This is a genomic window from Streptomyces sp. NPDC048600 (assembly GCF_055587025.1).
This window is the reverse complement of the sequence record NZ_JBVJGZ010000030.1, coordinates 21,628-36,204: the sequence shown is the minus strand read 5'-3', so window position 1 is coordinate 36,204 and position 14,577 is coordinate 21,628. Positions and strand designations below refer to the sequence as shown.

At 69.3% G+C, this 14,577-nt stretch carries 13 protein-coding genes and 1 riboswitch; of the genes, 6 read left to right on the top strand and 7 right to left on the bottom strand.

Going from position 1 to position 14,577, the window contains the following annotated elements; translation table 11 throughout:
- Positions 1-61: 61 nt before the first annotated feature.
- Positions 62-186, bottom strand: a riboswitch (cobalamin riboswitch).
- 54 nt (positions 187-240) lie between these two features.
- The 4 genes from ACZ6SQ_RS31550 to ACZ6SQ_RS31535 form a co-directional block, all read right to left on the bottom strand.
- Entirely contained in the window at positions 241-744 is a 504-nt protein-coding gene (locus ACZ6SQ_RS31550) for a GNAT family N-acetyltransferase (RefSeq protein WP_469568163.1), read from the bottom strand.
- A 114-nt stretch (positions 745-858) separates the two neighbouring features.
- Positions 859-2,472: a monocarboxylate uptake permease MctP gene (gene mctP, locus ACZ6SQ_RS31545; protein WP_469568159.1), complete on the bottom strand. Its 1,614-nt coding sequence runs from the start codon at positions 2,470-2,472 to the stop codon at positions 859-861.
- Positions 2,472-2,735 (bottom strand): DUF3311 domain-containing protein, encoded by a 264-nt coding sequence (locus ACZ6SQ_RS31540; protein WP_469568157.1) that lies wholly within the window; start codon positions 2,733-2,735, stop codon positions 2,472-2,474. Before ACZ6SQ_RS31540 ends, mctP begins: the two co-directional genes overlap by 1 nt.
- A 180-nt stretch (positions 2,736-2,915) precedes the next feature.
- A complete protein-coding gene (locus ACZ6SQ_RS31535) occupies positions 2,916-3,680 on the bottom strand; it encodes a GntR family transcriptional regulator (protein ID WP_386378838.1) in 765 nt (254 codons plus the stop codon).
- Between the two features lie 423 nt (positions 3,681-4,103).
- On the opposite strand from ACZ6SQ_RS31535, the gene ACZ6SQ_RS31530 reads away from it, so the two are divergent.
- The 4 genes from ACZ6SQ_RS31530 (at position 4,104) to ACZ6SQ_RS31515 (ending at position 8,811) form a co-directional block, all read left to right on the top strand.
- Positions 4,104-5,390, top strand: coding sequence for an extracellular solute-binding protein (locus ACZ6SQ_RS31530; protein WP_469568154.1), 1,287 nt, complete (start codon positions 4,104-4,106; stop codon positions 5,388-5,390).
- Between the two features lie 78 nt (positions 5,391-5,468).
- Positions 5,469-6,452 (top strand): carbohydrate ABC transporter permease, encoded by a 984-nt coding sequence (locus ACZ6SQ_RS31525; protein WP_469568152.1) that lies wholly within the window; start codon positions 5,469-5,471, stop codon positions 6,450-6,452.
- Positions 6,449-7,318: a carbohydrate ABC transporter permease gene (locus ACZ6SQ_RS31520; protein WP_469568150.1), complete on the top strand. Its 870-nt coding sequence runs from the start codon at positions 6,449-6,451 to the stop codon at positions 7,316-7,318. The genes ACZ6SQ_RS31525 and ACZ6SQ_RS31520 overlap by 4 nt, the downstream gene beginning before the upstream one ends.
- 8 nt (positions 7,319-7,326) lie before the next feature.
- Positions 7,327-8,811 carry a glycoside hydrolase family 3 protein gene (locus tag ACZ6SQ_RS31515; protein WP_469568148.1) on the top strand — a complete coding sequence of 495 codons (1,485 nt, stop codon included), beginning with the start codon at positions 7,327-7,329 and terminating at the stop codon, positions 8,809-8,811.
- Between the two features lie 396 nt (positions 8,812-9,207).
- Here the strand turns inward: ACZ6SQ_RS31515 and nagB are convergent, their stop codons facing one another.
- Positions 9,208-9,993, bottom strand: coding sequence for a glucosamine-6-phosphate deaminase (gene nagB / locus ACZ6SQ_RS31510; RefSeq protein WP_469568146.1), 786 nt, complete (start codon positions 9,991-9,993; stop codon positions 9,208-9,210).
- 657 nt (positions 9,994-10,650) lie between these two features.
- Between nagB and ACZ6SQ_RS31505 the strand changes: the two genes are divergently transcribed.
- Positions 10,651-12,126, top strand: coding sequence for a histidine kinase N-terminal domain-containing protein (locus ACZ6SQ_RS31505; RefSeq protein WP_469568144.1), 1,476 nt, complete (start codon positions 10,651-10,653; stop codon positions 12,124-12,126).
- A 345-nt stretch (positions 12,127-12,471) separates the two neighbouring features.
- Here the strand turns inward: ACZ6SQ_RS31505 and ACZ6SQ_RS31500 are convergent, their stop codons facing one another.
- Both ACZ6SQ_RS31500 and ACZ6SQ_RS31495 read right to left on the bottom strand, forming a co-directional pair.
- Complete coding sequence (locus tag ACZ6SQ_RS31500; RefSeq protein WP_006142322.1) at positions 12,472-12,729, bottom strand: WhiB family transcriptional regulator; 258 nt, start codon at positions 12,727-12,729, stop codon at positions 12,472-12,474.
- Between the two features lie 318 nt (positions 12,730-13,047).
- Entirely contained in the window at positions 13,048-14,016 is a 969-nt protein-coding gene (locus ACZ6SQ_RS31495; protein ID WP_469568142.1) for a diacylglycerol/lipid kinase family protein, read from the bottom strand.
- Positions 14,017-14,132: 116 nt separating this feature from the next.
- Between ACZ6SQ_RS31495 and ACZ6SQ_RS31490 the strand changes: the two genes are divergently transcribed.
- Positions 14,133-14,576, top strand: a complete 444-nt coding sequence (locus tag ACZ6SQ_RS31490; RefSeq protein ID WP_469568139.1) for a hypothetical protein — start codon at positions 14,133-14,135, stop codon at positions 14,574-14,576.
- Position 14,577 lies beyond the last annotated feature (1 nt).

Here is a 14,577-nt window from a genome sequence, read left to right as displayed (position 1 = left end):
CTCGGCGTCGCGTCCACCGGCCCACTCCACGAGGCCCGGACGTCAGGGCGTCCCGGCCGGACGGCCGGGCGCACTGTCGGCAGGTCCTCGGACTAGCTCCCGTGCGCGGATACGCACAAGTACACCGTTGCGGGACAGTTCCGGATTCGCACCGGATTCCCCTGCGGCGACAGCGAGCATGAGCATACATCTAGTGCCGGGTGCGGATGGCACCCCCATATGTTGTGGCGCCGGGTGACTTCATAGCGTCAACTGGTAGGTGAGCAGAGTGAAGTCGTGCCCGGGCAGCGGCTGCCAGTCGCGCCCCGGGGCGCGGACGAAGCCGAGGCGTTCGTAGATGCGGTGGGCCGCGCGCATGGCGTCCTGGGTGGACAGCACGACGCCGGTGCAGCCCTCCAGGGCGCGCGCCCGGTCGACACAGGCCCGCACGAGTGCCTCCCCGGCCCCGCGGCCCCGGGCGTCGTGAGCGACGGCGAGCATGCGGATCTCGGCCTCGCCGGGGCCCGCCAGGTCGGCCATGGGGCCCGCCGACGGCACGAAGGTGACACCGCCGAGCAGACGGCCGTCGTCCGTGGCCACGAGGACCTCCGCGGCGGCCGCCCGTTTCGCGACGTTCCTGAGCTCGCCGAGATACCAGTCGTTCTCGCCGAAGGTGAGGAGATCGTCCTGGAGGTAGGCCTGGGCGGTGAGTTCACCGAGGTCGTCGTACTCGCCGGGCAGTGCGGGGCGGATCCGGATGTCCATGCCGAGAGTGTGCGGCACAGGGGCCGCCGTCGTGTGCTCCGACGGCGGCCCCTGCTGCTCGGCTTCGGCCGGTCACCCGGGGCATCGCCCTGGTGGGTGAACGGCCGGGCGGTCCTAGTGCGTGACCGGCAGCTCCGTCTTCACGCCCGGGTCGCCCGCGTCCGCCGTGTAGTCCTCGGGACGGGTCTCGTCGACGCCCTCCGGGGCCTTGGCGGCCCGCAGGGCGAAGGTGAGGACCACCGTCACCGCCACGTTGATCACGAAGGCCGTCAGGCCGATGTAGCCGATCTCGCCGATGCCGGGGATCTCCTTGGCGGAGCCGCCGAAGTGCTTCTGGGTCGGCGAGGCCACGCCGTACGCGGCGATCGTGCCGTAGAGCATGCCGACGGCCCAGCCGCCCAGCAGCGCCCAGCGGTGGAACCAGCGGGTGAACAGGCCGCCGACGAGGGCCGGGAAGGTCTGGAGGATCCAGATGCCGCCGAGGAGCTGGAAGTTGATGGCGACCGTCTTGTCCATCGTCAGGACGAAGACCAGCGCGCCCACCTTCACCAGCAGCGACACCAGCTTGGAGACCTTGGTCTCCTGCGCGGGCGTGGCGTCCGGCTTGAGGAAGTCCTTGTAGATGTTGCGGGTGAACAGGTTCGCCGCCGCGATGGACATGATCGCGGCCGGCACCAGCGCGCCGATGCCGATCGCCGCGAAGGCCACGCCCGCGAACCAGTCCGGGAACATGTCCTCGAACAGCTGCGGGATGGCCAGCTGGCCGTTCTGCACCTTCACCCCGGCCGCGATGGCCATGAAGCCCAGCAGCGCCAGCAGGCCCAGCATCAGGGAGTACAGCGGCAGGATCGTGGTGTTGCGGCGGATCACGTCACGGCTGCGCGAGGACAGCGTCGCGGTGATCGAGTGCGGGTACATGAACAGCGCCAGCGCGGAGCCCAGCGCCAGTGTGGCGTACGTCCACTGGCCCGCCTCGGCGGGGATCAGCGCGCCGCGTGGCTTGTCCGTGGCGGGGTTGGTCTGGGCGTAGGCCTCGGACGCCTTGGTGAAGATCTCGTCGAAGCCGCCCAGCTTGATCGGGATGTAGATGATCGCGACCGCGATGACCAGGTAGATCAGCGTGTCCTTGACGAACGCGATCAGGGCGGGCGCCCGCAGGCCGGAGGAGTAGGTGTACGCCGCCAGCACGCCGAAGGCGATCAGCAGGGGCAGATCCTTGACGAACCAGTTGGTGTCCTCGCCGCCGCCCACGCCCATCACGTCCAGCACGGCCTGGATGCCGACGAGCTGGAGCGCGATGTACGGCATGGTCGCGAGGATGCCGGTGACGGCGACCGCCAGCGACAGGCCCTTGGAGCCGAAGCGGCCGCGCACGAAGTCCGAGGTCGTCACATAGCCGTGCCGGTGCGAGACCGACCACAGGCGGGGCAGGAACGTGAAGATCAGCGGGTAGACCAGGATCGTGTACGGCACGGCGAAGAAGCCGGCCGCGCCCGCCGCGTAGATCGCCGCCGGCACCGCGACGAAGGTGTACGCGGTGTACAGGTCGCCGCCGAGCAGGAACCAGGTGACCCAGGTGCCGAACGACCTGCCGCCCAGGCCCCATTCGTCGAGGCTGTGCTCGTTCTCGGCCTTGCGCCAGCGCGCGGCCATGAAGCCCATGACCGTGACGGCCAGGAAGAAGAGGACGAAGACCGTGAGCGCGACGACGTTGACATCGTTCTCCATCAGCGCTCACCCCCCTTGCGGGCGGCACGCTCGCGCTGGTCGCGCTGCCACAGCTTGTACGCGACCATGGTCAGCGCCGTGGAGATGACGACCCAGGCCATCTGGTACCAGTAGAAGAACGGGATGCCGCCGAGCGACGGGTCCGTCTTTGCGTACGAACCGACCCACAGCATGGCCACGAACGGGGCGACGAGGCAGAGAGCGATGACGACGCGCATGGGCGTCACCACCGGCTCCCCGCTCACTTCTGGGGCTTGCGACATCTGGCGACTCCGTCCCCTCAAAGATCACCTGTGTAGTGGGCAGGCAATCTAGGTCACGGTGTCACCGGCACGGAACCCCTCGTCGGCACATCGGCGGAGCGTTTGTCACCTTTGCCGACGGGTGGGCGGCTTGAACCACGGAATTACTCGCTCCGCGAGCCGCCCCACCGCAGAAATCGGTTACTCGACGGGCCGCTTCAGACGGGCCACGAACTTGTAGCGGTCGCCGCGGTACACCGAGCGCACCCACTCCACCGGGTTGCCCTCGCGGTCCAGGGAGTGCCGGGAGAGCATCAGCATCGGCAGGCCGACGTCGGTGCCGAGCAGGCCGGCCTCGCGCGGGGTGGCCAGCGAGGTCTCGATGGTCTCCTCGGCCTCGGCGAGATGGACGTCGTAGACCTCGGCCAGCGCGGTGTACAGGGACGTGTACTTCACCAGCGAGCGGCGCAGGGCCGGGAAGCGCTTGGCCGAAAGGTGCGTGGTCTCGATCGCCATGGGCTCGCCGTTGGCCATGCGCAGCCGCTCGATGCGCAGCACCCTGCCGCCCGCGGTGATGTCCAGCAGCTCGGCGAGGCGGTCGTCGGCGGTGATGTAGCCGATGTCCAGCAGCTGGGACGTCGGTTCCAGACCCTGGGCGCGCATGTCCTCGGTGTAGGAGGTCAGTTGCAGCGCCTGGGAGACCTTCGGCTTGGCCACGAACGTGCCCTTGCCCTGGATGCGCTCCAGCCGGCCCTCGACGACCAGTTCCTGCAGGGCCTGGCGCACGGTGGTGCGGGAGGTGTCGAACTCGGCGGCCAGCGTGCGCTCGGGCGGGACGGGCGTGCCGGGCGGCAGCGTCTCCGTCATGTCCAGCAGGTGCTTCTTCAGGCGGTAGTACTTGGGCACGCGCGCGGTACGGACACTCGCTCCACCCTCGTTCTCCGCACTGCTGACGTCGGTGCTCATGCTCCGCCTTCCCGGCTCCGGGTGCCGATGCGACCGAATCGCATCGGCCGCGGCTCACATCGTGGCACGGCTTCGCGGGCGGGTGTCCTGTGTGGGTGTACTCCGCACGCTCCGTGATCTCCTCTGTATACCCCCGAGGCCTCCGTTGGTCTAGTCCAACGCGTTGTCAAGACGCAGTGGTTCAGTCGCAGTGGTCCGTCCGTTCTGTCGCTTGCGGAATGAAAGGTCCCTGCATATCTCGGTCCCATCACGGACGCCCACGGGCCGCTTGAACACCCTTGACAGCCCTATTGGTCTGGGCCAAGCTCCGGGTACTGGTCTACACCATTGGTCCAGGTCCCGGCCCCACGGACGGTTCGCACGGCGTTGACGCCATTCACCGCGGGGACGAGGGGGGTTTGTGGCATCCCTGAGGAGGGTGGCGTGAAGCGCAAGCTGGTAGCCGCGATCGGTATCGCGGGCATGATGTTCTCCATCGCGGCGTGCGGGGACAGTGACGACAAGGGCAGCGGCGGCGACAAGGGCGGCGACGTCAAGGAGCTGACCGTCTGGCTGACCGTCGACGCGCAGAACAACTGGCCCGAGCTGGTGAAGGCCGCCGACGACGCGGTCGCCAAGAAGCACCCCGGCATCAAGATCAAGCACGAGTACTACGGCTGGCCGGACAAGAACGCCAAGCTCGACGCCGTTCTCGCCACGGACAAGACCCCGGACGTTGTCGAGATGGGCAACACCGAGATGCTCGCCTACATGGTCAAGGGTGCCTTCGCCCCGGTCGACCCGGCGAAGTTCGAGCAGTCCGACGCCTGGCTCGACGGCCTCAAGGCCTCGGTGACCTACGAGGGCAAGACGTACGGCGTGCCGTACTACGCCGGTACCCGCGTCGGCAACTTCCGCAAGGACGTCTTCGGCCAGGTCGGCGTCAAGGCCGCCCCGAAGACCTACGCGGAGCTCACCGCCGCCCTGAACAAGGTCCAGAAGAAGCAGGGCGACAAGTTCAGCGCCTGGTACCAGCCCTCCCGTGACTGGTACGCGGCCATGTCCTTCGTCTACGACGCCGGCGGCTCCATCGCCAAGGAGGAGGGCGGCCAGTGGAAGGCCAGCCTCTCCTCGCCCGAGTCGATCAAGGGCCTGAACGAGTTCAAGAAGGTCCTGGACACCTACATGCACGGTGACAAGACCAAGGACGAGTCCGACCGCTACATCGTGTACGGCCAGGGCAAGTCCGGCATGATCTTCGCCCCGGCCTGGGAGGGTGGCAGCGCCGCCGCTCCCGAGAACGACAAGACCGGCAAGCTCAAGGACAACGTCGAGAACTTCGTGATGCCCGGCCCGTCCGGCAAGAACCTCCCGGTGTTCCTGGGCGGCTCCGACCTGGCCGTCCCGGTGAAGTCGGACGCGCAGGACGTCGCCGCCGAGTGGATCAACGCCCTCACCGGCGCCGCCGGCCAGAAGGGCCTGATGGGCAAGGGCAACCTGCCCAACAACAAGACCGACCTCGCCACCCTGAAGAACGACCCGGCGACGGTCGTCCCGGCCACCGCCGCCGAGTCCAACTGGTTCGTCCCGATGGCACCCGGCTGGGGTCAGGTCGAGAAGGCCCAGGTCCTTCAGACCATGCTCCAGAGCATCGGCACCGGCAAGAAGTCGGTCGAGGACGCCGCGAAGGAAGCGGACGCCGCGATCGACAAGGTCATCAACACCAAGTGACCTGAGGTGGGGCTCCGTTGCAGGCGGAGCCCCGCTTTTCTTTCCGTGAGACCTGAGGGACCCGCCAAGGAGCGCGCGATGAGTGCCGACACGACCACCCCTGCCAAGGTGCCGCCGCCGCGGCAGGCACCCCCGCCGGTCACCGCGGACCGGCCCCGCGCCAGACGGACGAACGGCCCGGCCGCCACCCCCTGGCTGCTGCTCGCGCCCTGTCTGCTGATCCTCGCCCTGGTCATGGGCTATCCGCTGGTCCGCCTGGTCACCCTGTCGTTCCAGAAGTTCGGCCAGCCGCAGCTGTGGGGCTTCCAGCCGGCCGAGTCGGTGGGCTTCGAGAACTTCAGCAAGGTGCTCGGCGACAGCGAGTTCTGGACCGTCGTACTGCGCACGGTGCTCTTCGCCGTCGGCGCGGTGGTCTTCACGATGGTCATCGGCATGCTGATCGCCCTGCTGCTCCAGCGGGTCTCCGGCTGGGTGAAGACCCTGATCAACATCGCGCTGGTGGCCAGCTGGGGCATGCCCGTCATCGTCGCGACCACCGTCTTCAAGTGGCTGTTCGACGCCGACTACGGCATCCTCAACGCGCTCCTGAGCAAGCTGCCGGGTGTCGACCTGATCGGCCACAACTGGTTCGCCAGCGGGCCCCAGGGCCTCGCCGTGATCATGCTGCTGGTGGTCTGGGGAGCCGTCCCCTTCGTGGTGATCACCCTCAGCGCCGGTCTCACCCAGGTCCCCAAGGAGCTGGAGGAGGCCGCCCGCCTCGACGGCGCCGGCGCCTGGGGCGTCTTCCGGTTCGTCACCCTGCCCATCCTCAAGCCGATCATCGTGATGCTCACGACCCTGTCGGTCATCTGGGACATGGGCGTCTTCCCGCAGGTCTTCGTGATGCGCAACGGCCACCCCGAGCCGGAGTTCCAGATCCTCAACACCTACTCGTACGACCGCGCCTTCGTGGTCAACGACTACGCCCAGGGCTCGGCGATCGCCGTGATCACCGTTCTGCTGCTGCTCGGTGTGGTCGCCGTCTACATGCGTCAGATGCTGAAGATCGGAGAGGTCGAATGAGCGCGACCGCTGTGAAGAGCCGCCCTTCGAAGTCCGAAGGCGGCCGCCCGGGGCGCTCCAAGATCGGCTGGAACATCCTCGGCCTGTTCGTCTTCGCCGCCGCCGGATTCCCCGTCTACTGGATGCTGAACACCGCGTTCAAGCCCGCCAAGGACGCCATCGACCCGGACCCGAGCCTGCTGCCCACGGGCCTGACCCTGTCGAACTTCGACCGGGCGCTCAACATCGCCGACTTCTGGGGTCCGGTCGGCCGCAGCCTCCTCGTGTCGGTGGTCGTGGTCGCGATCGGCATCGTCATCGGACTGCTCGCCGCCCTCGCCATCTCCCGGTTCGCCTTCCGCGGCCGCAAGATCGTGATCGTCGGCATCCTCGCCGTCCAGATGGTCCCGCTGGTCGCCATGATCATCCCGGTGTTCCTGCTGCTCAACGACCTCGGCCAGTACGACCGGCTCACCGGCCTCATGATCACCTACCTGACCTTCGTCCTCCCCTTCACGGTGTGGACGCTGCGCGGCTTCATCGTCAACATCCCGAAGGAGCTGGAGGAGGCCGCGATGGTCGACGGCTGCTCCCGCACCGGCGCCTTCATGCGCGTGGTCTTCCCGCTGCTGGCCCCCGGCCTGGTCGCCACCTCGGTCTACGGCTTCATCCAGGCCTGGAACGAGTACCTCTACGCCCTGATGCTGCTCAGCCAGCAGAACCAGACGGCGACCGTCTGGCTCGGCAACTTCACCACCAAGCACGGCACCGAGTACGCCCCGATGATGGCCGGCGCCACCATGATGGCCGTGCCGATCGTCGTGCTGTTCCTCCTCGTCCAGCGCAAGATGGCCGCGGGTCTGACCGCCGGCGCCGTGAAGGGATGACGCCTTCGATGACGACTTTCGCCAGCGGCACAGACACCCTGACCCGTGACGCGCTGACGGTCCTCCAGCCCGGCTTCCCCGGCACCACCGCACCCGACTGGCTGCTGCGCCGAATCGGCGAGGGCCTCGCCTCGGTCGGCCTGTTCGGGCGCAACATCGCCTCGCCCGAGCAACTCGCGGCCCTCACCGCCCAGTTGCGCACCGAGCGTGACGACGTCCTGGTCGCCATCGACGAGGAGGGCGGCGACGTCACCCGCCTGGAGGTCCGCACCGGCTCCTCCTTCCCGGGCAACAACGCCCTCGGCGCGGTGGACGACACGGAGCTGACCCGCGAGGTCGCCCACGAGCTGGGCCGCCGCCTCGCCGCGTGCGGCGTCAACTTCAACTGGGCGCCGTCCGCCGACGTCAACTCCAACGCCGACAACCCGGTCATCGGCGTCCGCTCCTTCGGCGCCGACCCGGGCCTGGTCGCCCGGCACACCGCCGCCTACGTCCAGGGCCTGCAGGCGGCGGGCGTGGCCGCCTGCACCAAGCACTTCCCCGGGCACGGCGACACCAACGTCGACTCCCACCACGCCCTGCCCCGCATCGACGCGGACCCGGCCGTGCTCGCCGAGCGCGAACTCGCCCCGTTCCGCGCGGCGATGGCGGCCGGCAGCCGGGCCGTGATGAGCGCCCACATCCTGGTCCCCGCGCTGGACGCGGAGCATCCGGCAACGTTGTCCCGCCGCATCCTCACCGACCTGCTGCGCGGTGAACTCGGCTACGACGGCCTCATCGTCACCGACGGCATGGAGATGCAGGCCATCTCCTCCACCTACGGCATCGAGCGCGGCAGTGTCCTCGCCCTCGCGGCCGGCGCCGACGCCATCTGCGTGGGCGGCGGCCTCGCCGACGACGAGACCGTACGCCGGCTGCGCGACGCCCTGGTCGGCGCGGTCCGCGCCGGCGAGCTCCCCGAGGAGCGCCTCGCCGACGCCGCCGAGCGGGTACGCAGGCTGGCCCGCTGGACGGCCGCAGCCGCGGAGGGCGCCACCGGGTCCGCCGACCCCGAGGTCGGGCTGCGCGCCGCCCGCCGCGCCCTGCGCGTGACCGGCGCGGGCAGCTTCACGCCGCTCACCGAGGCGCCCTACGTGGCCACCCTCTCGCCCGTCGCCAACATCGCGGTCGGCGACGAGACGCCCTGGGGTGTGGCGGCCGAGCTGGCGGCCCTGCTGCCCGGCACCGAGTCGGACACGTACACCGGCGACGAGGCGGCCCACGCGGCCCTGAAGGCGGCGGGGGAGCGCAGGATCGTGGCGGTCGTCCGCGACGAGCACCGCCACCCGTGGATGGCGGCCGCCCTGGACACCCTCCTGACGGCCCGCCCCGACACGGTCGTCGTCGAGATGGGCCTCCCCCAGGCCCCGCCCCGAGGCGCCCTCCACATAGCCACCCACGGCGCCTCCCGAGTCTCGGGCCGAGCAGCGGCAGAGGCCATAGCAGGCCCGTAACCCCCAGAAACCAGAAAGGCGCCGGTCCCTAGGGGAGACCGGCGCCTTTCGCGTACCCAGAAGGGGCGCGAGGAACTGCGCAAAGCTTTGAGGAACGCGAGAAACGGCGCAACGCCCCAAGGGACGCGAGAAACGGCGCAACGCTGTAAGGGGCGCGGGGAACTGCGCGACGTTCTAAGGGGGCGCGAGGAACTGCGCAAAGCTCTGACGGTCACGAGGAACACCGCGACGCCCCAAGGGGCGCGGGGAACTGCGCAACGCTTTGAGGGGCGCGGGGAACTGCGCAAGGCTTGAGGAGGCCGACCAGCCACCCACCCCCTAGGGGCGCGGGGAACTGCGCGACAAGCCCGACACCACCCGCACCCCGAAGACGTCAGAAGACCGCAGACAACCCCGCTAGATCCCCTGCCAGGCCGGCTTGTTCGCATACGTGTGCCGAAAGTACTCCGCAAGCTTCAGCTTGGAAGCCGCCCCCTCGTCCACCACAACAGTCGCATGCGGATGCATCTGCAACGCCGAGGCAGGACACACCGCGGCAACAGCCCCCTCCACCGTCGCCGCCACCGCATCCGCCTTCCCCTCACCCGTGGCCAGCAGCACCAGATGCCGCGCCTCCAGGATCGTCCCGATCCCCTGGGTGATCACATGGTGCGGCACCTGCGCGATGTCCCCGTCGAAGAACCGCGCGTTGTCGACCCGGGTCTGCTCGGTCAGCGTCTTGATCCGCGTACGGGAGGCCAGCGAGGAGCACGGCTCGTTGAACCCGATGTGACCGTCCGTGCCGATGCCGAGCAACTGCAGGTCCACCCCGCCCGCCTCGGCGAGAGCCCTGTCGTACGCCTCGCACGCCGCCTGCACGTCCTGCGCGGTGCCGTCGGGGCCCATGAACGCGTCCATGGAGACACCGAGCGGCTCCAGGACCTCGCGGCGCAGCACGGAACGGTAGGACTCGGGGTGCTCGGCGGGCAGCCCCACGTATTCGTCGAGCTGGGCGACCCTCGCCCGGGAGGCGTCCACGGCACCGGACCGCACCTTGGCCGTCAGGGCCCGGTAGATGGGCAGCGGGGTCGAGCCGGTCGCCACGCCGAGCAGGGCGTCGGGCTTGCGACGCAGCAACTGGGCCATGGCCTCGGCTATCAGTTCGCCGCCGGCCTCGGCATCCGGAACGATGACAACTTCCACGCTGGGCCTGCCGTTCTGGAGAGGGGACTCGAAGGCACCCGGAAGGGATATGTGGTTTAGACCAATCTAACAGAGCGGGCCCCTCCGGGCAGCCCGCTCGGGTCCCTCCGCGCGCTCCTGATCCCATGGAAAACCCTGCCGCCCCGCCGCACACCCCGGGGCATCGGCCCGGCACGCCGGCGCGTCGGCCGGGGGCCGTCTCCCGACGGGCGTGCGACGGCGCGAGCCGGAGGAAAGTGGCTGCCCTCGCCGAAATTGGCGCGGATATCTGGCCCCGTACCTGACGCGGGCGGGTTAGGCTGCGGCCGACAACAAAACACGTTCCGACGCATGGACACACCGAATGGTCTAGTCCAGAATGCTGGAGGAACCGCGCAACACTGCGACAAGCCTCCGTCTTCCCCGCACAGGAGGACGGAACGAGGAACCGGGCTCTCTGCCCTGACTGCCCCGGCTCCTCACCTTCGGCCGACGGGACCGCACACCCCCCGGCCGTTCTGCTCCGGGCTGCGGTGCCGGGAGGGTTGAGGGTCCCTCTCAGGCGCCGCGGCCCGCGGGTGTTTCCAGGGGCCGTACGAGGCCCGCGGACCCCGCCCGCCGAAGCCCCGCACCGCAATGCGTTTCGGTGCCGTACAAACCCCCAGGTACGCTCCAAGCGTGCCCTCCATGAACGAACTGGTCCGCCAGCACACCGCCCTCGACGACTCCGACCTCGAGTGGCTCCATCTGCTGGTCTCGGAGTGGCAGCTGCTCTCCGACCTTTCCTTCGCCGACCTGGTCCTGTGGGTCCCCACCCGCGACGGCACCCGCTATGTCTCCGTGGCCCAGATGCGGCCGAACACCGGCCCCACCTCCTACCAGGACGACATGGTCGGCCACCTCGTCCCGCGCGGCCGCCGCCCGCTGCTGGACGCCGCCCTCGACGAGGGCCGGATCGTGCGCGAGGGCGACCCCGAGTGGCGTGAGGAGGTCCCCGTACGGGTGGAGTCCATCCCCGTACGACGCGAGGGGCGTGTACTCGGAGTGATCGCCCGCAATACCAATCTGCTCACCGTGCGCACGCCCAGCCGGCTGGAGCTGACCTACCTCCAGTCCGCCTCCGACCTCGCGCAGATGATCGCGGCCGGTTCGTTCCCGTTCCCCGACCAGCAGGTCGACATGGACGCCTCGCCCCGCGTCGGCGACGGCCTGATCCGGCTGGACGCCGACGGTGTGGTCCAGTACGCCTCCCCGAACGCGCTGTCCGCCTACCACCGGCTCGGCCTCGCCTCCGACCTGGTCGGCCAGGACCTCGGGCAGACCACCGCCGAACTCGCCCCGTCCCGGGGGCCGGTGGACGAGGCGCTCGCCAAGGTGGCCAGCGGCTGGGCACCGCGCGAGTTCGAGATCGAGGCCAGCGACGGAGTGATCCAGCTCCGGGCCATCCCGCTCAAGCCCAAGGGCACCCGCATCGGTTCCCTCGTCCTGCTCCGCGACGTCACCGAACTGCGCCGCCGTGAACGCGAGTTGATCACCAAGGACGCCACCATCCGGGAGATCCACCACCGGGTGAAGAACAACCTCCAGACGGTCGCGGCCCTGCTGCGCCTCCAGGCCCGGCGCATCGAGTCCGAGCGCGGCCGTGCCGCCCTGGAGGAGGCGGTCCGCCGGGTCGGCTCGATCGCCATCGTGCACGAGACGCTCTCCCAGAACCTTGACGAGCGCGTGGAGTTCGACGAGATCGCCGACCGGGTCCTGGCGATGGTCGCCGAGATCTCGCCCGGCAAGGTCACCGGCCGGCGCACCGGCCGCTTCGGCATCCTCGACGCCGAGGTGGCCACCCCGCTGTCGATGGTCCTGACCGAGGTCCTCCAGAACGCCCTCGAACACGGCTTCCGCGAGGGCGACACCGGCACGGTCGAGGTGTCGGCCGTCCGCGGTGGCACGAGCAAGGACGCCCGGCTGCTGGTCACCGTCCAGGACGACGGGGTCGGCCTGCCGCCCGGCTTCGACGCGCGCACCGCGGGCAACCTGGGCCTCCAGATCGTACGGACGCTGGTGGAGGGCGAGTTGGGCGGCAGCTTCGACATGGTCCCGGCGCCGGAGCGCGGCTGCCAGGTGCTCCTCGACATCCCGGTCCGGGCGCAGAAGTAGTCCGGCGCGAAAGCGAAAGCGAAAGCGAACGCGGATGCGGATGCGGATGCGGGACCGGAGCGGAAGCGGACCGGCGCGGACGTAACCGAGCGCACATGCCTCGGGTCGCGCACATCACCCGGCCGCGGACGTCGTCCGTGTACGCGTCACCCGGCCTCGGACGTCACCCCCGGTAACGGCGGCGGCCGGCCGGGCACAGCAAAGAGCCCCGGACCATTCGATGGTCCGAGGCTCGTGCTCGTTGCTGATGCGCATCGGGGGTACTGCGCGCTGCGTGCTCGGGGGCGGGAGTTGCGTACTCGCTGTACGCGCCGCCAAGCTCAGGCTGTCAGCGGGGTGGGTATGTCAGGCAGAAGCCTGACGGGCCCGGTTGCGGGCGGCGCGGCGCTTCATCGCGCGGCGCTCGTCCTCGCTGAGACCACCCCAGACGCCGGAGTCCTGACCGGACTCGAGCGCCCACTGCAGACACTGATCCATAACGGGGCAGCGACGGCAGACGGCCTTGGCTTCCTCGATCTGCAGCAGCGCAGGACCGGTGTTGCCGATGGGGAAGAAGAGCTCGGGGTCTTCCTCGCGGCAAACGGCGTTGTGACGCCAGTCCATGGCTGCTACCTCTCCTTGGTATTACGTGCGGGTTGCTTGTGAATGTGAACGCTTTCACGAATCCCTCAACAAGGGAAGGGCCGACTGCCAGGTTCTCTGGCGTGGTCCTTGGTTTTGAGAGGGGTTCCGGTGATCTGTGCTAGCCGGTGTTGCGGGCTGTCCCGATCGCCACGTAGAGACTCGCAAACCTCAGCGGCGGATACAACCCCTTCCGGAAAGTTTTTTTTGATTCCTCGGTGTCGACTAGGTCACAGCCGTACTTCCATGGGGTGGACCCTGGCCTAAACGTTCGAGTGAAAGGACTTTGGGGTCTTCTGCTCACACAATCACACGCAGTGCACGGCGTACGCCTGTGAACGTCACGCTCGTACGCAGCCCCAGGTGGTCACCGTCCATCTGGAGGGGGAGAGGGACCTTCGAATGCAAGGTGAACTCACTCAGATCGTGCAGTGAGGCAGCGTGCTTCCCGTGGGGGCCGCGCTCGGGGGACGAAGTGAGCAACTGCGTGGCATACCGGGCAACCGCGGCCGTCGACAGGCGGCTGAGACCGAGCACATCGAGCCCCGTGTCGAACGACGCCCGAGGAGACGCGTACACCGGTCGATTACCCAGATACGTCCACGGGGCGGTATTGCAGACTATGGAGAGCACCAGGTCGCTCACCGGCTCCAGACCGGGAGCCTCCAGCGTGATCGTGCCGTGCCTGCGGTGCGGCTCACCCAGGAACTGACGCAGCGCCTGGCGGACGTAGAGCGCGTGCGTCGACTTCTTGCCCCGCTCACGGTGCTGTTCGACCCGGCCGACCACGCCCGCGTCGAAGCCGAGGCCCGCGTTGAAGGTGAACCAGCGCGACGGCACCGCCTCGTCGTCCGTGCCCGGCGTGCCGGAGGTCAGGCCCAGCCCGACCGTGCGCTCACTGCCCTCGCGCAGGGCGTCGAGCAGTGCGCCGGTGGCCTCGACGGCGTCGTTGGGCAGGCCCAGCGCGCGGGCGAAGACATTGGTGGAACCGCCGGGCACCACGGAGAGTCCGGGCAGCCGCTCCGGGTCGGGCCCGGCGTGCAGCAGACCGTTGACGACCTCGTTCACCGTGCCGTCGCCGCCGAGCGCCACCACCAGGTCGATCTCGCCGCTCTCCGCCGCCTGCCGGCCCAGGTCGCGCGCGTGCCCGCGGTACTCGGTGGTGACCGCTTCCAGCTTCATCTCGCTGGCGAGGGCGTGAATCAGTACATCGCGCGTTCGTGCGCTCGTAGTGGTTGCCGCCGGATTGACCACGAGAAGTGCACGCATGCGTTGCACACTACCTACTGGGTGGTACCGATCCCAGACGGAAGCGTGGATCAGATAAGACAAACGGGCGTGAACCTCGACACGGACGGCGTGGAACCGGCGGCTACCCTTCAGGGGTGACCAGTGAAGAGACCCCCGACACCACCGCCGACGTCACCGGCCCGCGCCCGCGGCGACTGACGTACGCCGCCCTCCTCGCCGCGCTGGAGGGGGTCGCGCTGGTGGCCGGCGGAGGCCTGATGCTCGTGCTCGGGCTGACCGGTGACCCCGACAGCCGGGGGCAGGCCGTCACCGGCGGCATCACGCTGCTGGTGATCGCGCTGCTGCCGCTGCTCGCCGCGCGCGGTCTGCTCGCCCGGCGCTCCTGGAGCCGCGGGCCCGCCATCTTCACCCAGATCATGGCCCTGCCGGTGGCCTACACCCTGCTCCAGGCCGACAGCATGGCCATCCCCGCCGGCGTCGTCCTCGCGGTCGTCGCCGTGACGTCCCTGGTCCTGCTGCTGTCGCCCGAGACGCGTGACGCGCTCGGCATCCGCGGGCCGGGCCGCGCCGAGCGCTGAT

Excerpts from the sequence above, each read along its gene's own strand:
- ACZ6SQ_RS31500 (WP_006142322.1), bottom strand. The coding sequence starts at position 12,729 with ATGGACTGGCGTCACAACGCCGTTTGCCGCGAGGAAGACCCCGAGCTC.
- ACZ6SQ_RS31515 (WP_469568148.1), top strand. The coding sequence starts at position 7,327 with ATGACGACTTTCGCCAGCGGCACAGACACCCTGACCCGTGACGCGCTG.
- ACZ6SQ_RS31520 (WP_469568150.1), top strand. The coding sequence starts at position 6,449 with ATGAGCGCGACCGCTGTGAAGAGCCGCCCTTCGAAGTCCGAAGGCGGC.
- ACZ6SQ_RS31495 (WP_469568142.1), bottom strand. The coding sequence starts at position 14,016 with ATGCGTGCACTTCTCGTGGTCAATCCGGCGGCAACCACTACGAGCGCA.
- ACZ6SQ_RS31540 (WP_469568157.1), bottom strand. The coding sequence starts at position 2,735 with ATGTCGCAAGCCCCAGAAGTGAGCGGGGAGCCGGTGGTGACGCCCATG.
- ACZ6SQ_RS31525 (WP_469568152.1), top strand. The coding sequence starts at position 5,469 with ATGAGTGCCGACACGACCACCCCTGCCAAGGTGCCGCCGCCGCGGCAG.
- mctP (WP_469568159.1), bottom strand. The coding sequence starts at position 2,472 with ATGGAGAACGATGTCAACGTCGTCGCGCTCACGGTCTTCGTCCTCTTC.
- ACZ6SQ_RS31535 (WP_386378838.1), bottom strand. The coding sequence starts at position 3,680 with ATGAGCACCGACGTCAGCAGTGCGGAGAACGAGGGTGGAGCGAGTGTC.
- ACZ6SQ_RS31550 (WP_469568163.1), bottom strand. The coding sequence starts at position 744 with ATGGACATCCGGATCCGCCCCGCACTGCCCGGCGAGTACGACGACCTC.